This window comes from Pseudomonas syringae group sp. J309-1 (assembly GCF_032582135.1).
Taxonomy (GTDB): Bacteria; Pseudomonadota; Gammaproteobacteria; order Pseudomonadales; family Pseudomonadaceae; genus Aquipseudomonas; species Aquipseudomonas quasicaspiana.
This window is the reverse complement of sequence record NZ_JAWHNU010000040.1, coordinates 44,970-62,778: the sequence shown is the minus strand read 5'-3', so window position 1 is coordinate 62,778 and position 17,809 is coordinate 44,970. Positions and strand designations below refer to the sequence as shown.

The following is a 17,809-nucleotide window of genomic DNA, read 5'->3' as shown; positions in this document are numbered from 1 at the left end:
CCCCAGAAACGTATTTCTCGTATGTCACACCTTAGAGACTAACCCTTCTCCTTGGTGCAGGAGCAACATACAAGGAGTGAGCTTGCTCGCGATTCGATTTCATGGCCGACGAATTTATCGCGTGAACTGACTCTATCGCGAGCAAGCTCACTCCTACAGGGAGCCGCGTTTGCTGCGCGACAGCGCTGTGTCAGGGAGACTGGGCGACCTCCTGCAGGTGCATCTTGTTTGATAAGGACAGCTACGCCCTACTCCCCAATATCCTCATTCCACAGTTCTGGCTTGCTGGCGATGAAGCCTTTCATCATGTCCACGCAGGCATGATTGTCGATCACTTCGACATCCACGCCACGCGAGCGCAGCAGTGCTTCTTCGCCCATGAAGGTCTGGTTCTCACCGACGATGACCTTGCGGATGCCGTACAGCAGAATCGCCCCGCTGCACATCGAGCAAGGTGACAGTGTGGTGTAGAGCACGGCGTCGCGATAAACGCTGGCAGGCTGGCGGCCCGCGTTTTCCAGCGCGTCCATTTCCCCGTGCTTGATAGCACTGCCTTCCTGAACCCGACGGTTATGACCGCGGCCGATGATCTGACCGTCGTGAACGATGACTGAACCGATGGGAATACCGCCCTCGGCTAGCCCCAGTTGAGCTTCGTCGATTGCGGCCTGCATGAATGGGTCCATGGTTCTACCTCGTTTCCTGAGTCTGAAGAAAAGTAATGTGCATCATTGTGGCAGCCTCGCCATAGCGCTGTTCAGCGCCTGCGAAACAAACTCCTTGAGCAGGTCGGCCGAGCGCGCCTTCATGTCGGTACCGACGTCATTCTGTTTGGCCCTGAGTTTGTTGGCCAGTTGCGGTTCTTTGTCGCCGCGGTTGAGTGCGCGCAGTTCATCAGCGCTGAAGGACTGCGCATAGGCCGCAGCCATGTTGCGATCCCATTGCGACTGGAACTGCGGCTGCAACCGCTGCAACTCATCTTTGACCAGTTCCTGCGCCTGCGTCTTCCCAACCGACTCGACGATGCTGCCAAACGTCGCAGTACGCGAAGCAACCTGATAGCCCAGCCAACCAAGGCTTTCGCCCAGGTGCCGGTCTTCGACATACGCCAAGGCGCTGTCATCAACCTCTGAAGCCTGGACACTCTGCTCAACGCTTGTCCAAAGGCCAAGCAGCAAGGCAAAAAACAAGTTGCCGGTCACTGACTTGTGCATGGTCATGAAGTCTCCTCCGCCAACCACTCATCCCGGTTCAAACGATAGATTTTCACGCCTAACCGGTGGTATTGGCTGTAAACAAATGCGTTGAAACCCACCTTCTGAATCACGCGCACGGAAGCAACATTGGCGGGCTGAACGATGGCGATGATCGAGCGCAGCCCGAGGTGTCCAAAGCCGTAAGCCAGCGTCGCACGGACAATCTCCGTGGCCAGGCCACGCCCCCAGAATTGCGGCGCCAGGCGATAGCCGATCTCCACTTCTTCAACGCCGTCGACACTCTCACGATTCAGAGCACAAAATCCCATCAGGACACCGCTGGCTTTTTCGACCACCGCCCACGGCCCGAAGCCGTGGTGCGCATAAGATTGCAAAGACCAGTCAATGAACTCCGCCGTTGCGCGCTCGCTGAGGACGCCCCGCACCGAATAACGCATCACCTCAGGATTACTGAGGATCTGCGTCATTGGCAGCACGTCGGCGCTGCTTAACTGGCGCAGAATCATGCGCTGCGTCTCGAGTACAACGTCAGTGGTCATGGCTCAACCATCAGCCTTTCAGGGGTCTGCCGGGAGCGCAGCGACTCACAATCCGTTGCTGACTTTCCCGGCCACGTCGGCGGGCACCCAGGCCTTCCAGACTTCAGGATGCTGCCTGAGGAACAACTGGGCAACCTCTTTGGGCTGCTGACGTTTTTCACTCATCTGCCCCAGGGTCTGGTTAAGCAGGTCAATCGGCAGGTCGACCTTTTCGAAAAACGCGACCAAGTCCGGGTACTGTTTGTGGAATGCATCCGAGACGCCGATGCTCAGGCGCGGTTCCAGAGAACGAGTGCCTCGTGGGTTCGGGTTATTGGCGTCGGCCAGGGTTTTCCAGGCTTCGGCGTCGAACGGCGGCTCTTCCAGCTTGATCAGTTTGAAGCGGCCCAGCAGCGGAGTCGGCGACCAGTAATAAAACAGCACAGGTTTGCCACGATGAATCGAAGAACTGACCTCTGCATCCAGCGCCGCGCCAGAACCGGTCCGGAAGTTCACGTAGCTGTCATTGAGCTTATAAGCCTTGAGTTTCTGGGTGTTGACGATTTCTGACGTCCAGCCAGTGGGGCTGTTGAGGAAACGGCCCTTGTCCGGCGACTCAGGATCTTTGAAGACGTCTTTGTAGCGAGGCAAGTCAGCCACCGACTTGAGGTCCGGGGCCAGCGGTTTGATGCCTTTGGCGGGATCGCCCTTGATCACGAACTCCGGCACCCACCAACCTTCGGTCGCGCCTTTGACGATATTGCCGAGCCCGTGCACTTTGCCTTCGGCTTCGGCCTTGACCCAGGCAGGACTGCGCCCGGCCCATTCTTCGCCGATGACCTGAATATCGTTTTTCGCCAACGCGGCTTCGAGGCTCACCGTGCTGCCCGGCAGCTTATCGGTGGGGTAGCCATAACCTTTCTCGACGATGGTGCGCAGGATCTCCGTGATCAAGCTGCCGCTTTCCCAGGTGATGTCGCCGAAGTTGATCGGTGCTGCCTTTTCCGCCGCCACTGCGGGTTGCCCCAACAGGCCAAGGGCCAGGAGTGAACAGCCGAGCAGGGTTCTGATTGATGTCATGGTCACCTCTGGATGGCCGGGCCCGGCCTGATTGGGAAATTCGTTGTTAGATAGACTTGAAAGGTATCGACATCGGCAGACGGCGATAAGTTGTACTCATGCATAGGCGGCCTGCTTCTGGAGCGACACGTCAGAGCCTTCGCAATGCACGGGGCAGGAGCGCGAAGTGCCTGAAGAACCGCGTCAGCCCATCTCGCCAACAAGTTGCCTCCTGTCTTAAAAAGCTAATGAAGGCAGCCCTTGCTCGGCCGCCTGACGTTCATAGTCGAGCAGTATCTGATAATCGTCTTGATGGGCTGCCAACACCTGACTGATCGCCAGCGCCTGTGCGACATTCGGCAAGTCCGACAGAGCCTGATTCATGGCATGACGGATGACCTCTGCCTGAGCGACATCGATGCTCAACGACGTGATGAAAGGCAGGCATGGGCCATGAGCAGTGCGCGCCAGAATACGCAAACCGCGGACCTCCTCGCTGGTATCCCGGGCCAGATAGTCGAAAGTCACGCTGTCGATGGCTGCGATATCACCGCGCCGCTCCTTGAGCCAACGCAGGCTGTGGCGATGCCCACCGGTAAGGGACACCTGCGAGAAAAACCGCCCGTTTTGCTGCAGCGGTGCAACGGTATGCCGCAACAGGTTCATACCGGAGTTGGAGTCTTCGCTATTGACGAGGCCGTGGCTGCCGAGAAAGTCCGCGACTGATCGACGAGGGTCATCAGCCCGGACCACCAGCAGGCTGCAATGCAGGCCATCGGCGCTGTTGGGCAACTCGTAAGCAGGCCGCCCGATCAGGCGAACCTTGCCGCGCAATAGCGTCATCAACGGATAACCGCAGGTCTGTGCGAGCAGTAACTGCCTGGATAGCCAGAGTTCTGGCAGATCGAGCGCGCCTTGCAAACGTTGCGCGCCGAGCACTTCGACGATCCGCGCAAGCCACGCCTCGCTGGCCTGCGCGACGCGTTCTGGTGCGGTGTACATCGATAATTCGGCAAAACCCTGAATCATGGCAAATCCGGTCAAAGCGGTTGGGCCAACCATAGACGAAAAATGCGTTGCGTGTGCAAGGGCCCGCCAGACTTCGCGCAAGGTATCTGAGACGGCTCGTGTGGGAGCGAATTCATTCGCAAATGCGGTGGGTCAGACCCGGATATTTTTCAGGAAGGAACCCTTCGCGAATAAATTCGCTCCCACAGTGAATCTTGTTTCAGCCCAAATGCCAGGCTCCGCTTGGGCTCAATGCCCAAAAAGCCCCGTATCGGATTTCTTGGCTTTTTTGTCGGCGCGTTTTTCGTCGGCGGTCTTGGCGGGCTTTTTCTTCGCGGCTTTCTTTGAATCCATACCTTTGCTCATGATGCGTGCTCCAGGGTCAAGGATCTGCTCTCTGTTATACACCGATTCGACGCTATGATAAGCAGCCATTCCTGCCGCCCCTCTGAAGTGCGCCCTGCCTGATGTCCGAGACTGAATTCTGCCCTCTACCGTCGCTCTGCCAGCCCCTGCTGGACAAGTTCTACCGCTCCCATCGCTCGCCAATGCGCTCGTCCGGAGCGGCACAGATGTGGGTGGCACGGCAGCAGGAAATCATCGGCGCACTGAGTCTTATGCCGGTGGCTGACGGGTATTGGTTGACCGGGCTGTTCGTGGCGCCGCAGTGGCGAGGACGGACCGTTGCAGGAAGACTGATCGCCAGCGCGCTCAAGGATCTGAACGGGCCGGTCTGGCTGTTTTGCCACCCGGATCTTGTGAGGTTTTACGAACGGTCAGCCTTTGCACTCACAACAGATTTGCCGCCGATGCTGGCGGACAAGCTGGCGCGGTATCAGAAGACCAAGGCGTTGATGGCGATGCAGAGGAAGGGGTAGATATTGAACCGTAGGAGCGCGCTTGCCCGCGATAGCTTCAGCACAGGCGATAGATTCGTCGACTGACAGACTGTATCGCGGGCGCTCCTACAAGAATGCATTCCAGCCCAGAGCACGAATGCACTCTGCCTAGGCGTTACTCATCCGCATTCGGATCCATATCCGGGAACATCACGTCCATGAAGCCGAACTTGCTGAAGTCGGTAATACGCGAAGGATAAAGGCGGCCAATCAGGTGATCGCATTCGTGCTGCACTACGCGGGCATGAAAGCCGTGGGCGTCGCGCAGGACCGGCTGGCCGTCCGGATCGAAGCCTTCGTAACGGATACTTTGAAAGCGGTTAACCGCGCCACGCAAACCCGGCACAGACAGGCAACCTTCCCAGCCTTCTTCAACGGCCGGATGCAACGGCGTGATCACAGGATTAAGCAATATCGTCTGAGGTACGGCTTCAGCATCCGGATAACGCTCGTTGCGTTCAAAACCGAAGATCACCAGTTGCAGGTCTACGCCAATCTGCGGAGCCGCCAAACCAACACCGCCGACGCTTTCCATGGTTTCAAACATGTCGGCGATCAGGGTCTTGAGCTCAGCGCTGCCGAACATCGATTGAGGCACAGGTGGGGCGATGCGCAAGAGACGCTCATCGCCCATTTTCAGAATGGGGTGGATCATGCGGGCCGGGCTCCTTAGCGAAAAAACCTCATCCTGCCACACTCCGGCTCAGGATTCCCCGGCCTTGGCAGGCAGCGGCAGAGAATGGTCACGCCCCAGACCGGAAACATGCTGTTTCTCTGTGGACTCGATTGCGCCATCACCTTCTACTTTCTCGCCCTTGTCCTTGCCTTCAACCGACATATGCTCGACTACGGCGTTCATCTCGGCACCCAGCAATAGCACCGCTGCCGAAATATAGAAATACAGAAGCAAGACGATGATTGCACCGATGCTGCCGTACATGGCGTTGTAGTCAGCGAACGTCTTGACGTAATAACCAAAGCCCAACGAGGCGATAATCCACACCACGACCGCCAGCACAGAGCCTGGCGTGATAAAGCGAAACTCCTGCTTCACGTCCGGCATGACGTAATAAATCAATGCCACAGCCACCATCAGCAGCATGACGATCAGCGGCCAGCGCAGGATGGTCCAGAGCGTGACGATGAAGTCTTCCATGCCTATCTGCGCGGCAATCCAGTTCATGACTTGCGGCCCGGTGACCATCAACGCGGCCACCGCCAGCATCATCATGGCGATACCGATGGTGTAAGCCACCGACAGCGGAATGCGTTTCCAGACCGGGCGGCCTTCAACCACGTCATAGGCGGCGTTCATCGCACTCATCATCAAGCGCACACCGGCCGAGGCGGTCCATAGCGCGATGACGATACCAATCGAGAGCAACCCGCCTTTGGACTGCTGCAGTTGATCAATAACCGGGTTGACCTGCTCCAAAGCCTGAGGCGGCAAAACGAGCTCTGACTGCAACCGCAGCCAGGAGAAGAAATCCGGCAGGTGCAGAAAACCGATCAGGGCAATCAGAAACAGCAGGAAAGGAAACAGCGAGAACAGCATCTGGTAGGCCAACGCTGACGCATAGGTAGACATCTCGTCATCGAGAAATTCGCTAACCGTACGGACCATCACCTTGCCCAGTGGCAGTTGGCGCAATTCCGGGAAAATCATGGCGTCTCCTTCGCTACATAACTGACGCAGCTTACACATTCACATTGATGGGTACTGCGCCTCTTACACAAGCTGTTCGCAGATAATGGCGTTTTACCTTAATTCAGTGGACTGGACGGCCTGAAAAAGGTTTCAAAACCTTGGTTTACAGACGCTGAAAATGACAACGGCCATCCGAAGATGGCCGTTGCTCAACACCAGGACTAACCCGGCTAGTCGGCTTACGCCTTGTCGACGCCCTTCTTCACTGCGTCTTTGGCCTTGCCTTTGGCTTGCTGGGCTTCGCCTTTGATTTCCTGGGCCTTGCCTTCAGCTTTCAGTTTGGAGTTGTCGGTTGCTTTACCCACGCCTTGCTTGACGTTACCGACTGCTTCGTTAGCCATGCCTTTAACTTTATCGCCAGTGCTGCTCATAGGTCTTACTCCGCAGAATCAATGAGAGGTCATCGCCTCGACGTAATAATTGACCTGCCCCTTTTGCGCAGAGTTTCAAGTATTTTCATGAACGTGACAGCCGTTCGTCTGCTGCTCATGAGCTTGATAAAACCGCTCGGTGAAACTTTGGCTTTAAGTTTGCGCAGCAACCCACGAGAATGCGCAACGCAATCCGGCTGCGTCGGGCCAATGCCCGTCGCGCTGAATACAACGATCCGCAGGAACATTATGAAACTCGATAAAAAGCAGGCCATCGCACGCCGGAACCAGGAATTGGGCGGTGCCGTGCTGGGTACCAACAACACCCACTTTGCAACCTTGAATACCAACAAGAACATCTGGTGGTTCGACCTGCCCGTGCCGCGCCTGGCGGTGGGTCAGTACGAATGGGTGCATCTGTTGCTGTACACGCCGAGCAGCGACCAATTACTGCATTTGAAGGTCACCACGGTATTCCTGCGTGATCACATGGAAGGTCTGGTGATTCGTAATAAAGGCCAGCGCAAGTCCACCGTCAGCCTGGAACTGAGCGCGGACAAGGATTCTTATCTGAAGGATGTGAGGCCGCTGGGTGCGAATTTGAGCTTCGCGGATTTCTTACAGCCGTGAGCCGTTGATTCGTAGGGGCGCACCAAGTTTACGACGCCTGCGATGGCGGGTGTCAGACGGATCGCTACGTACAATCCACCTGACCTGGAATACTTTTTTGTAGGAGCGCGCTTGCCCGCGATGGCGTTAGCACTGGCGATACATTCATCGACTGACCTTACGCCATCGCGGGCAAGCGCGCTCCTACAGGTCCAATGTTTGCTGCGCGATAGCGCTGTGTCAGAGATACCGGGCGACCTCCTGCGGATGACATCAGGCAATACGTCGAGCAACCAGAAATCCGACCGTCCCCGCCACAGCTGAAGCAAACGTTCCCCACGCCCAGTCGACCAGCGCCAACTGCGCAGGCCAGCCTTGCAGCGTGGCCCAGTTGGTCAGGTCATACGTGCCGTAAGCCACCAGCCCCAGCAACGCACTGCGCTTGGCCGCGTGGCTGACGCTGTCGCGACGCAACCCTGATTGCACCGCCAGGACGAGCAAGCCAAAGGCGTACAGCAGGTAGAAAACCACGGCGGGCGCAATCACCGGTTTGTCGAGCATCAACGGCCCAAGCCAGGCCCGATAGCTCGGCCCCATCAACAAGCCCAGCCAGATGCCGTCCAGGACCAAAAAGGTCAGCAAGATGATGAAGTAAGCAGTGAGGTTTCTTTTCATGAAAGGCGTCCTTGTCTGAGTGGGTCCGCATTGCGCGGAGCGACCTTGATGAGCATTGACGGGTTGGACCCCATGCCAGGCAGGAACGATCCATCGTCCCTGCTTTAACCGATGAACGTCAGACCAGCTCGATGCGGTCTGCGTGGATCACGATCTGGCCTTGCTTGTACAACGCACCAATGGCTTTCTTGAAATTGCCTTTGCTGACGCCAAACAGGTTGCTGATGACTTGCGGATCGCTCTTGTCGCTGACCGGCAGTACGCCGTTGTTTTCCTTCAGCTTGCCGAGGATCTTGTTGTTCAGGCTGCTGGCGGCTTGCTCGCCCACCGGTTGCAAGCTCAGGCTGATGTTGCCATCGCTGCGGACTTCCTTGATGTAGCCCTTTTCCTGCTTGCCGGCGCGCATGAACTTGAAGACCTCATTCTTGTGAATCAGGCCCCAGTGTTTGTTGTTGATGATCGCCTTGAAGCCCATATCAGTCGCTTCAGCCACCAGCAGGTCGACTTCCTGACCCAAGCTGTAACTGGCAGGCGTCTTGTCCAGATAGCGGTCCAGGCGTGCAGTCGCGGTGATGCGACGGGTGTGTTTGTCCAGATAGACATGCACCACGCAGTAATCACCGGCCTGTAACGTGCGCTTCTCTTCGGAGTACGGCAGCAGCAGGTCCTTGGGCAGACCCCAGTCAAGGAACACGCCAATGCTGTTGACTTCAACCACCTTCAGGCTGGCGAACTCACCGACCTGAACCTTGGGTTTTTCTGTGGTGGCCAGCAGCTTGTCTTCGCTGTCCAGATAAATGAAAACGTTGAGCCAGTCTTCATCTTCGCTGGGAATATCTTTGGGAATATAACGATTGGGCAGCAGAATTTCGCCGTCCGCCCCGCCATCCAGATAAAGACCGAAGTTAGTGTGTTTAACCACTTGCAAGCTGTTGTAACGCCCGATTAAAGCCATGTGCAAATACCCTCATTACGTGGGCGGCATTCTACCCGAGTTTGCGGGCCATGATGCTGACGCAGAATGTCGCTGCACCCGACATTCAAAAAGGCCAAAAAAATCAAATATTTGCTTGCAGGCGATGAACCCGTCAGACGCTCCATTCGTCAGATGCGCAGGCGCTGTAAATGCTTGATTTTCAGGCGCTGAAAAATAATCGCCGAAATAACTTATCAGTCAAAACAACCGGTTAGCCCGATATTGTTAATTATTTAGCCCCCACGGCCAGATTATTTCCTGTGAGTTTAAGAGGATATTTCCCAAGCAATTGTCAAGCCATTCGTGTACCATTGCTGGCCGTATCAAGTTTATATAGGTTAATGGCAGCCATGCGTGTAAAAGCATCCAACTCGAAAGCAAAGCCAGCTCCAGCCGTTGAAACGAGCGACTCGATCAACGCCCAGATTGCTGCTTTCCTCAAGTCCGGTGGCGAAATCCAGCAGATTGCCAAAGGCGTCAGCGGCCAGACTTTCGGCCCGTCCAAACAGATCACCCTCGGCAAAAAGTAATTCCCCTCGTTCCAGTTTTCGATCTCTATGCGTCTTGACTCCCAAGGCGCCAGAGCTTGCTAATCTTCGTTGCACATACCCGTTTCATCCTGACTGCAAGGCCGCCATTGCCTAGTCGCTCGACGACGGGCAGGATGATGTCTTGAAGCCAGCCTTTTGCGGAATGCACGAATGAAGAACTGGATGCTGTTCGGCGCACTGATCTACCTGACAGGCTGCGCGTCTCACAATTGCAATACGGTTCCTGACGACGGCCACCCCTCGGGCAGCGACTGTCGCGCAGAGCATTTGCTGTATCAGAACGATATGCTGCAAGCCAAGCTGTTGATCAGTGAAGCCGATCGTGAGAATTACGAACTGGCCGAAGCCATGCTGCGCCGGGCGGGCGTGAACGACTCATCGGGCGAAGCCGAGTTTTACCTGGCGGTGCTGTTGATTCGCCAGCAATCAGACCAGCCCAGGGTAATCGAATTGCTCGAAGATGCCGCCAGACACAAGCACCCGCTGGCAATCGCGCTGCTTTCCCAGCAGCTCAGCATGACCGATCAAAAGAAGTCCGAAGAATACCGTGCCGAGTACGCTGAACTGGATGTCGCCAAGAGTGGCTACCCCTCGTTCGATCAGGCATTGGTGGTCATTCGCGGCTTGATTATCCCTACGGCTCAAGCGACCGCGTCGAACTGAATCTCCTGTGGATCGACGAACGGTCTTCGCTCTACGACTTTCGTAGGTATGCTGCGAGGCTCTAGATCGCGGCTCCCCTGTTTTTCCCGTTGGGCCTTTGGCCATTTCAACCTGCCCCCTCCGTAACATGAAGGAGTGAGCACGATGCTCAATTTTCGCCATTACGCGTTTTCCCTAAGCGCCCTGCTTGTTTGTCAGCATGCATCCGCCCAGGTAATTGAGCGGGAATTGGGAGACTTCAGCCTGAAATTGGGTACATCGCCCACGCGCAGCATGGCGCAAGGCCTGGTAACCCAGAGCGGCTCGGGGTCATTCCATGGCGGGCTGGACCTGACCCACGACAGCGGCTTCTATTTCGGCCAGTGGACGCCCAATGTTGGCGTTACCGAGGACAGCACGCTGGAGCTGGATTCCTACATGGGGTTCAAGAAACCGTTCGATCAGACCCTCGGCTACGAACTGGGCATGATCCGCTACAGCTACCCGGACACCAGTCAGATCGATACACACGAGTTTTACGCTGGCCTGCGCATTCTCGACAGCCGCATTGGCGCAGCTTTCAGCAACGATGTAGGGCGTCGTGACAGTACCCTGATCGTCGATCTGGGCGGAGTCGAACAGTTGGGCCTGGGCGTGCGCATGCAGTACGCCAACCATCAGTACGATGCGCCACAGCAAATCTCGGATGGCAGCATGGTCACCAGTTTCAATGACTGGTCGCTGAATCTGTCGCGCCCCTGGCTTGGGCTCGACATGAACCTGATCTACAGCGGCTCAAGCCTGACCGGTGACGGTTGCAGCGCTTACAGCGGTCACAATCCGAATTGCGAAGGCACTCTTACCCTCAAGGCTGTGCGTTCATTCTTCTAATTCAGTGAACTGCTACTCTTTGGCCCGCTCTACACAAACAAGCAGGTCCATCGAGGAGTCGTTATGCGTACCCCGTTCAAAGCCTTCATTTCATTGTTGATGGCCGTGTTCATTCTTGGCGGTTGTACGCGCGTTGGGCTGGCGTACCGCAATCTCGACATCATCATTCCCTGGTCGCTCAGCGACTATCTGGAGATGAACTCAGCGCAAAAAGACTGGTTCGATGAGCGCCTCAAGGAGCATTTGAGCTGGCACTGCACAACTCAGTTGCCGGGCTATCTGGGATGGCTGGACCGCCTGCAACGCATGGTCGAAACCAATCAGGTCACGGCCGATGAACTGCAGGCACGCACCGATGAGGCCAAGCTGGCGATCGGGCAGATATCACGGCAGATCACCCCGTCTGCCGTCGAGTTGCTCGCCCAGCTGGACGACAAGCAGGTGCAGGAGATGCAGAACGCCTTTGCCAAGGACCAGCGCAAGCGTGAGAACGAATACCTCAAAGAGCCCCTGCCCCAACAGATCAGCGACCGTGCCGAGCGCATGGAAAAACGCCTGACCCCGTGGATGGGCAAACTCAACGCCGCACAGCTACAACGCATTCAGAGCTGGTCGCAATCGCTTGGCGAACAGAATCGGGCATGGCTTGATAACCGGGCCAGTTGGCAGAAGCGCTTCGTTGCGACGGTACAGGATCGCAAAGCGCCAGACTTCCCCTCGAAGATTGCGAAACTGTTGCAGGATCGCGAGACGTTCTGGACGCCTGAATATCGCGAGGCCTACGACAGGACCGAACAGGCGGCCATCTCGTTGCTGGTGGACCTGATGGCCCAGAGCACGCCTGAGCAGCGCCAGCGCCTGCTGAGCAAGATCGCCGATACCAGGAAAGACTTTACGGATTTGAGCTGTTTGAAGGCGGCTCAAGCAAGCTGAATCTGTCGATCATGCAAGAGGGAGCATGCACTCTATTCGCCATGCCTGGGCCCTGTAGGAGTGAGCTTGCTCGCGATAGCGTTCAGGTGGTCACGAAATACATGACAGGCGAAGCGCTATCGCGAGCAAGCTCACTCCTACAGGGATGCATTTCAATTCAGCAGCCTGCAGGCATTCCTCAAGCAATCTGTGCTTTGGCCGCAACCTCTTCAAAGGTTGCCGGATCCAGCGCATCCTGTTGTTCATCCAGCACCTGACGCGGGTGGTCATTGCCGGGTATGCTGCTGTCGATCAATGCCAGCAACTGTGCGCCACGCGGGGTCAGGACAAAGTTTTCGCCATTGCCGCCCTCTGCTTCCGGACGTGACTGGATAAACCCGCGGTCCAGCAGCAGCTTCTCGTATTCACTGGCAACGACCTTCAGGTGATCCAGATTTGCTACCGGCTCTCCCACTGCAGCTGACGCGGCGGCGTGGTCCTCTGCGTACTCGCGGGGTTTGAAAGTGTCGTCGGCACTGTTCTGTACTTCGTGCAACAGGCGCTCGACGAGGTCCCAGTCATAAGGTTTGTCCATTGTTATTACCTCCAGTCAACTTGGGGGAATGGCCCGTGAAATCTGGCCATCAGGCTTGCAGCTGAAAATTGTGACAGGTGCTGAAGCGCCCCGTTCAGCCGAAGCTGCCCGATGGTGACTGGATGGAGATGAATCAGAGCTCTCAGCGCAGGACCGGCTTTAACCGGTCCTACGAGAGAATTGCGGGCAACTTACTCAGCCGCAGGCGTTTCGGTCTTACGCTTTTTCAGCGGGGCCATGCCGTCTTTGCTGACCAGCGACAAGGCGTCGGTCTTCGGCCGGTTGGCGATTTTGCGTTTGGTTGGGGCCTTGGCACCGGTTTTCTTCTTGTCACCCTTGGCGTCGGTTTTTTTCTTCTTCACTCCAACGGCTTTACCTGAAGCCTTGACCTTCTTCGGCCCGCCGTAGCTGCCTTTGACTTCCTTGATGGTACGACGCTCGAAGGTCTGCTTGAGGTAGCGCTCGACACTGGACATCAGGTTCCAGTCGCCGTGACAGATCAACGAGATAGCCAGGCCTTCGGCACCCGCACGGCCGGTACGACCGATACGGTGAACGTAGTCATCGCCACTGCGCGGCATGTCGAAGTTGATCACCAGATCCAGACCTTCAACGTCCAGGCCACGAGCGGCAACGTCGGTAGCAACCAGCACCTTGGTGCCGCCCTGCTTCAGACGGTCGATAGCGGCCTTGCGGTCTTTCTGATCCTTGTCGCCGTGCAACACAAAAGCTTTGTAATCCAGCGCTACCAGACGGCCATACAGGCGGTCGGCCAGAGCTTTGGTATTAGTGAAGATAATCGCCTTCTGATACGTCTCGTTGGCCAGCAGCCAGTGGACGATCTGTTCCTTGTGGCTATTGTGGTCAGCGGTGATGATCTGCTGACGCGTACCGGAAGCCAGTTCGCTGACGCTGTTGACTTGCAGGTGCTGCGGATTATTCAGCACCTTGCCAATCATTTCGCGCAGACCGGCACCGCCGGTGGTGGCCGAGAACAGCAGGGTCTGTTGACGGTTGGCGCATTCATTGGCCAGACGCTCGACGTCTTCGGAGAAACCCATGTCCAGCATGCGGTCAGCTTCGTCGAGGACCAGCACTTCAACGTTTTTCAGGTCCAGGTTGCCGGCGTTCAATTGCTCCAGCAAACGGCCTGGAGTGCCGATCAGGATATCCGGCACCTTGCGCAGCATGGCGGCCTGGACCTTGAAGTCTTCGCCGCCGGTGATCAGACCGGACTTGATGAACGTGAACTGCGAGAAACGCTCGACTTCCTTGAGCGTCTGCTGCGCCAGTTCACGGGTCGGCAGCAGGATCAAGGCACGAATGTCGACGCGAACCTTGGCCGGACCCATCAGACGATTGAGGATCGGTAATACAAATGCAGCAGTCTTGCCGCTGCCGGTTTGCGCCGTCACCCGCAGATCACGCCCTTCCAGCGCCAGAGGTATGGCGGCAGCTTGCACCGGCGTCGGCTCGACGAATTTAAGCTCGGCCACGGCTTTTAGCAGGCGTTCATGCAGGGCGAATTGGGAAAACACGGGTGTTACCTCGACGAAATACAAAAATACGGCGCATAGCGTAACGGTTTCGGCCGCCCGAGCCGAGTTTCTTTACCACCAATGGCTGATTTTGTTACGCAATTTGCCAAGGTGTCCCCTTATCTGCGCCATGAATGTTCTAATTGCGGCGCTTTTCTCTACCGGATTTTTAAGATCATCTATGGATATTCAATCGTTGTGGCGCCGCGCCCAGGATCTCTGGGCAGTTCTTGATCAACATCCCGTCCTGCATGCGAGCCTCGGCCTGTTGTTGCTGTTGGTCGTCGCGCTGGTCGCCGGGCGACTGGCGCGCTTTCTGATTCTGCACGCTACAAAAATACTGGGCCGTCAGCCCGCACTGCACTGGGTCAATGACTTACGCCACAACAAGGTCTTTCATCGGCTGGCGCAAATGGTCCCCTCACTGGTGATCCAGTTCGGCCTGAACCTGGTACCTGACCTCAGCAAAACCGGGCAGAACGTCATCGGCAACATCGCACTGGCGTTCACCATTCTGTTCATGACACTGGCAATCGGGACGCTGCTGAACGCCCTGCTCGATATCTATGCCCGCACCACCCACGCCCGTACCCGCTCGATCAAAGGCTATGTACAGCTGGCGAAGATGATTCTGTATATCTTTGCCGCGATCATCATCGTCGCCACCTTGATCGACCGCTCGCCGTTACTGCTGCTTTCGGGTCTGGGTGCCATGTCGGCGGTGATTCTGTTGGTCTACAAGGACACCCTGCTCTCGTTCGTGGCCAGTGTGCAACTGACCAGCAATGACATGCTGCGGGTGGGCGACTGGATCGAAATGCCGCAGGTCGGCGCCGACGGCGATGTCGTCGACATCACGCTGCACACGGTCAAGGTGCAGAACTTTGATAAGACGATTGTATCCATTCCAACCTGGCGCCTGATGTCAGAGTCGTTCAGAAACTGGCGTGGTATGCAGCAATCCGGCGGACGACGCATCAAGCGCAGCCTGTTCATCGACGCCAGCGGCGTACGTTTCGTGCGTGACGATGAAGAGTTGCAGCTCAGCCAGGTGCATCTGCTGACTGATTACATCAGCCGCAAACAGGCGGAATTGCTCGCCTGGAATGAGGCTCAGGGCAACGTCGCAGCGCTATCCGCCAACCGCCGACGCATGACCAACATCGGCACCTTCCGCGCCTACGCGCTGGCCTACCTGAAAAGCCACCCCGACATTCACCCGGACATGACCTGCATGGTCCGCCAACTGGAAGCCACGTCCCAAGGCGTGCCGCTGGAAATCTACTGCTTCACTCGCACAACCGTGTGGGCCGACTACGAGCGCATTCAAGGCGATGTTTTCGATTACCTGCTGGCGGTGCTGCCGGAGTTCGGGCTTGGGGTTTATCAGCAACCGAGCGGGTCGGATATGCGGGTGGGGTTGGCGGGTAAGTGATGCCTTTCTGAATCTTCCGCGCAATGACTCCAACCCCCGTCCATACTCAGTTTTGCTACACTGCGACAACTACAGAAGGAGGCCCTTCGACATGGCAACCCTGAATATCCCCGAGAAGAACGTATCCGGATTCATTCGATCTCTAGCGGAACGCAACGGTGTTCACTACACCGAATCCAGGCTGGATAAGGTGTCTCGTGTAGTCACCCGCCTGGCTGGCGACGAAGTGAATCCAGACGATATCGAGGGCTTGCTCATCAGCCTCAGCCGGAAAGGCTTCATCGCTGGTCCGGACATGATGAAACTGCACTCGCGTTATCTGGATGAGCTCAAGGCGAACGTAAAGTATCCAGTAGCTCGATGAGCAGCCGACGTCACGCCGTTTTCGACCCATTTGGTACTTTTAAAACAAAGGGATATCTGGAGAACGCTACTGCCGAGAAGGATCTCGAAAAAGTTAAACGTATGGAGCATGTTGCCTTTACCTCTCGAATCGAGTCGGCACTGGATATGCTCGCTACAACTGATGAAATCTCCTATCAAACAGTTTTGGAGACGCACAGGACACTTTTTCAGGACTTCTATCACTGGGCCGGTCGCGATCGGCTTTCCACGGCCCCCGACAAAGAAATCTCGAAGGGCGACGTAGACTCGCCTTTCCGTACTGAATTCGAAAGACCCGAGCAGATAAAACTCGCCGTCGACTATGCCCTGCGCCTGGCTAGCGACAAAAATAAAATGAAAGAAAAAGCCGGGACCATCATGGGCCTGTTTGCTTTCGCCCATCCTTTTCTCGACGGCAACGGTAGAGCGATCTTACTCGTGCACATGGAGTTATGCTTCCGCGCCGGATTCTCAATCGCCTGGGCTGCGACTGAGAAAAATGCTTACCTCCAAGCGCTCAGCCAGGAAATTGATTCGCCCGAACTGGGAATTCTCGACTGCTATCTGAGCAACTTTATTCGCCCGGTTACTAGCCGTGACGATTGGCTTGATCAGATCGTAAGCATTCAAGGCCTGGATGGCGCGCATCCTGTCAACGCAATGGACGATGAAGTCTACGTTGCAGGAGCCGCCAATACGCCAGAAATGCTAGAGCGCTACAGGGCCCAAGCCGCCAAAAAGCGATACCGGACAGATCCCTGAAAGAAGCGTCACTCAACAGAAGGTTCAGAATCTGTAACCTTCTGTTGAGTCTTCAAGATGCGGATCTCCGCCCCATCGAACCAAGCCGACTAACCCACAACGACACCAGAATCAGCACCCCGCCAAAAGCCAGACGCTCCAGCGGTTCGTTCTGGTTCCAGATCAGCAGGTTGATCAGCAGCCCGACCGGCACATGCAGGACGTTGAAGACCGCCAGGGTGCCGCCGTTGACCAGACACGCTCCCTTGTTCCACCAATACATGCCCAGCGCCGTGGAGCAAAACCCGAGGAACAGCAGCACTGCCCACTGATCCGCTGCGTCCGGCAACCTTTGCGGGTTGCCGAACATCAGGAACGCGGGCAAGGCGATGATCAGCGCCCCCAGGTAGAAGTAGCCGAAGCGCCGGTAGTGCGGCAGATCGCTGGGGTAGCGCGCGACCAGATGTTTGTACAGCACCTGACCTGCGGCGTAGGTAAAGTTGGCCACTTGCAGCAGCAGGAAACCGCCAAGGAAGTTGCCGTCGATGCCGTCCCAACGAATCACGCCTGCGCCCAATACGGCAACCAGTGCGGCCAAGAGGGCCCACGGGTTGAAGCGTCGATTGAGTGCGTCTTCGATCAGGGTTACGTGCAGTGGCGTGAGGATAGTGAAGAGCAGGACTTCCGGCACGGTCAGCACCCGGAAGCTCAGGTACAGGCAGACGTAGGTGATGCCGAATTGCAGCGCACCGATGACCAGCATCCCGCGCATGAAGCCCGGCTCCACCCTACGCCATTGAGTCAGCGGGATAAAGACCAGCCCGGCCAGTACGACGCGGATCAGCACAGCAAAGTAGCTGTCGACATGCCCTGCCAGAAAAACGCCGATCAGGCTGAATGAAAACGCCTGGATCAGCGTCACGATAAGTAGATAACCCATGAGCACTCCCCCGTTGAAGGCGGCGACCTTAACGGGTTGGGGGATTAGGTGTCCATAAAGCACGGCGAATTCAATTCATGTAGCTTGCGCGTGCCTATCAAACAAAACATAACTCACTGAATAAATAAGGTTTTTTTGTG

At 56.5% G+C, this 17,809-nt stretch carries 23 protein-coding genes; 9 read left to right on the top strand and 14 right to left on the bottom strand.

The window, feature by feature from the left end:
- Nucleotides 1–248 precede the first annotated feature (248 nt).
- The 6 genes from RX972_RS19850 to RX972_RS19825 all read right to left on the bottom strand — a co-directional run bounded on the left by RX972_RS19850 (nucleotide 249) and on the right by RX972_RS19825 (nucleotide 4,237).
- The gene (locus RX972_RS19850) at nucleotides 249–686 is read right to left on the bottom strand and encodes a nucleoside deaminase (protein WP_027901889.1); all 438 of its coding nucleotides are present in this window, start codon (nucleotides 684–686) and stop codon (nucleotides 249–251) included.
- Nucleotides 687–728: 42 nt separating this feature from the next.
- Nucleotides 729–1,220, bottom strand: a complete 492-nt coding sequence (locus tag RX972_RS19845) for a hypothetical protein (RefSeq protein ID WP_316877736.1) — start codon at nucleotides 1,218–1,220, stop codon at nucleotides 729–731.
- On the bottom strand, nucleotides 1,217–1,756 hold the full coding sequence (locus RX972_RS19840; RefSeq protein ID WP_316877735.1) for a GNAT family N-acetyltransferase: 540 nt from the start codon (nucleotides 1,754–1,756) through the stop codon (nucleotides 1,217–1,219). Before RX972_RS19840 ends, RX972_RS19845 begins: the two co-directional genes overlap by 4 nt.
- Nucleotides 1,757–1,801: 45 nt before the next feature.
- Nucleotides 1,802–2,815 (bottom strand): ABC transporter substrate-binding protein, encoded by a 1,014-nt coding sequence (locus RX972_RS19835; protein ID WP_316877734.1) that lies wholly within the window; start codon nucleotides 2,813–2,815, stop codon nucleotides 1,802–1,804.
- Nucleotides 2,816–3,031: 216 nt separating this feature from the next.
- Nucleotides 3,032–3,823 carry a phosphate/phosphite/phosphonate ABC transporter substrate-binding protein gene (locus tag RX972_RS19830; protein ID WP_316877732.1) on the bottom strand — a complete coding sequence of 264 codons (792 nt, stop codon included), beginning with the start codon at nucleotides 3,821–3,823 and terminating at the stop codon, nucleotides 3,032–3,034.
- 228 nt (nucleotides 3,824–4,051) lie between these two features.
- Nucleotides 4,052–4,237 (bottom strand): hypothetical protein, encoded by a 186-nt coding sequence (locus RX972_RS19825; protein ID WP_206361717.1) that lies wholly within the window; start codon nucleotides 4,235–4,237, stop codon nucleotides 4,052–4,054.
- Nucleotides 4,238–4,269: 32 nt separating this feature from the next.
- Between RX972_RS19825 and RX972_RS19820 the strand changes: the two genes are divergently transcribed.
- Nucleotides 4,270–4,680 (top strand): GNAT family N-acetyltransferase, encoded by a 411-nt coding sequence (locus RX972_RS19820; protein WP_316877730.1) that lies wholly within the window; start codon nucleotides 4,270–4,272, stop codon nucleotides 4,678–4,680.
- Nucleotides 4,681–4,816: 136 nt separating this feature from the next.
- On the opposite strand, the gene def is transcribed toward RX972_RS19820, so the two are convergent.
- The 3 genes from def to RX972_RS19805 all read right to left on the bottom strand — a co-directional run bounded on the left by def (nucleotide 4,817) and on the right by RX972_RS19805 (nucleotide 6,780).
- Nucleotides 4,817–5,356, bottom strand: coding sequence for a peptide deformylase (def, locus tag RX972_RS19815; protein ID WP_099270706.1), 540 nt, complete (start codon nucleotides 5,354–5,356; stop codon nucleotides 4,817–4,819).
- Between the two features lie 48 nt (nucleotides 5,357–5,404).
- A complete protein-coding gene (locus tag RX972_RS19810) occupies nucleotides 5,405–6,367 on the bottom strand; it encodes a YihY/virulence factor BrkB family protein (RefSeq protein ID WP_027901882.1) in 963 nt (320 codons plus the stop codon).
- Between the two features lie 221 nt (nucleotides 6,368–6,588).
- Nucleotides 6,589–6,780 carry a CsbD family protein gene (locus RX972_RS19805; protein ID WP_087270630.1) on the bottom strand — a complete coding sequence of 64 codons (192 nt, stop codon included), beginning with the start codon at nucleotides 6,778–6,780 and terminating at the stop codon, nucleotides 6,589–6,591.
- Between the two features lie 249 nt (nucleotides 6,781–7,029).
- On the opposite strand from RX972_RS19805, the gene RX972_RS19800 reads away from it, so the two are divergent.
- Nucleotides 7,030–7,410 carry a hypothetical protein gene (locus RX972_RS19800; protein WP_316877724.1) on the top strand — a complete coding sequence of 127 codons (381 nt, stop codon included), beginning with the start codon at nucleotides 7,030–7,032 and terminating at the stop codon, nucleotides 7,408–7,410.
- Between the two features lie 252 nt (nucleotides 7,411–7,662).
- Here the strand turns inward: RX972_RS19800 and RX972_RS19795 are convergent, their stop codons facing one another.
- Together RX972_RS19795 and RX972_RS19790 are read right to left on the bottom strand one after the other, a co-directional pair.
- Nucleotides 7,663–8,064 carry a DUF2177 family protein gene (locus tag RX972_RS19795; RefSeq protein WP_316877722.1) on the bottom strand — a complete coding sequence of 134 codons (402 nt, stop codon included), beginning with the start codon at nucleotides 8,062–8,064 and terminating at the stop codon, nucleotides 7,663–7,665.
- Nucleotides 8,065–8,182: 118 nt separating this feature from the next.
- Nucleotides 8,183–9,019: a S1 RNA-binding domain-containing protein gene (locus RX972_RS19790; protein ID WP_263268185.1), complete on the bottom strand. Its 837-nt coding sequence runs from the start codon at nucleotides 9,017–9,019 to the stop codon at nucleotides 8,183–8,185.
- Nucleotides 9,020–9,381: 362 nt separating this feature from the next.
- Between RX972_RS19790 and RX972_RS19785 the strand changes: the two genes are divergently transcribed.
- The 4 genes from RX972_RS19785 (at nucleotide 9,382) to RX972_RS19770 (ending at nucleotide 12,057) form a co-directional block, all read left to right on the top strand.
- A complete protein-coding gene (locus RX972_RS19785; protein ID WP_027898056.1) occupies nucleotides 9,382–9,570 on the top strand; it encodes a hypothetical protein in 189 nt (62 codons plus the stop codon).
- Nucleotides 9,571–9,741: 171 nt separating this feature from the next.
- Nucleotides 9,742–10,254 (top strand): hypothetical protein, encoded by a 513-nt coding sequence (locus RX972_RS19780; RefSeq protein WP_316877716.1) that lies wholly within the window; start codon nucleotides 9,742–9,744, stop codon nucleotides 10,252–10,254.
- A gap of 144 nt (nucleotides 10,255–10,398) precedes the next feature.
- Nucleotides 10,399–11,124 (top strand): TorF family putative porin, encoded by a 726-nt coding sequence (locus tag RX972_RS19775; RefSeq protein WP_316877714.1) that lies wholly within the window; start codon nucleotides 10,399–10,401, stop codon nucleotides 11,122–11,124.
- 63 nt (nucleotides 11,125–11,187) lie between these two features.
- Nucleotides 11,188–12,057, top strand: a complete 870-nt coding sequence (locus RX972_RS19770; RefSeq protein ID WP_099270721.1) for a DUF6279 family lipoprotein — start codon at nucleotides 11,188–11,190, stop codon at nucleotides 12,055–12,057.
- 178 nt (nucleotides 12,058–12,235) lie between these two features.
- Here the strand turns inward: RX972_RS19770 and RX972_RS19765 are convergent, their stop codons facing one another.
- The gene (locus RX972_RS19765; RefSeq protein WP_099270723.1) at nucleotides 12,236–12,631 is read right to left on the bottom strand and encodes a transcriptional regulator; all 396 of its coding nucleotides are present in this window, start codon (nucleotides 12,629–12,631) and stop codon (nucleotides 12,236–12,238) included.
- A 191-nt stretch (nucleotides 12,632–12,822) separates the two neighbouring features.
- The gene (locus RX972_RS19760) at nucleotides 12,823–14,169 is read right to left on the bottom strand and encodes a DEAD/DEAH box helicase (RefSeq protein WP_316877711.1); all 1,347 of its coding nucleotides are present in this window, start codon (nucleotides 14,167–14,169) and stop codon (nucleotides 12,823–12,825) included.
- Between the two features lie 181 nt (nucleotides 14,170–14,350).
- Between RX972_RS19760 and RX972_RS19755 the strand changes: the two genes are divergently transcribed.
- From RX972_RS19755 to RX972_RS19745, 3 genes are all read left to right on the top strand, one after another.
- Nucleotides 14,351–15,604 carry a mechanosensitive ion channel family protein gene (locus RX972_RS19755; protein ID WP_122707281.1) on the top strand — a complete coding sequence of 418 codons (1,254 nt, stop codon included), beginning with the start codon at nucleotides 14,351–14,353 and terminating at the stop codon, nucleotides 15,602–15,604.
- A 91-nt stretch (nucleotides 15,605–15,695) separates the two neighbouring features.
- A complete protein-coding gene (locus RX972_RS19750) occupies nucleotides 15,696–15,968 on the top strand; it encodes a hypothetical protein (RefSeq protein ID WP_099270726.1) in 273 nt (90 codons plus the stop codon).
- Nucleotides 15,965–16,750 (top strand): Fic family protein, encoded by a 786-nt coding sequence (locus RX972_RS19745; RefSeq protein WP_231678191.1) that lies wholly within the window; start codon nucleotides 15,965–15,967, stop codon nucleotides 16,748–16,750. Before RX972_RS19750 ends, RX972_RS19745 begins: the two co-directional genes overlap by 4 nt.
- A 52-nt stretch (nucleotides 16,751–16,802) precedes the next feature.
- Here RX972_RS19745 and RX972_RS19740 read toward each other — a convergent pair whose 3' ends face one another.
- On the bottom strand, nucleotides 16,803–17,669 hold the full coding sequence (locus RX972_RS19740) for an EamA family transporter (protein WP_316877707.1): 867 nt from the start codon (nucleotides 17,667–17,669) through the stop codon (nucleotides 16,803–16,805).
- Between the last annotated feature and the right edge of the window lie 140 nt (nucleotides 17,670–17,809).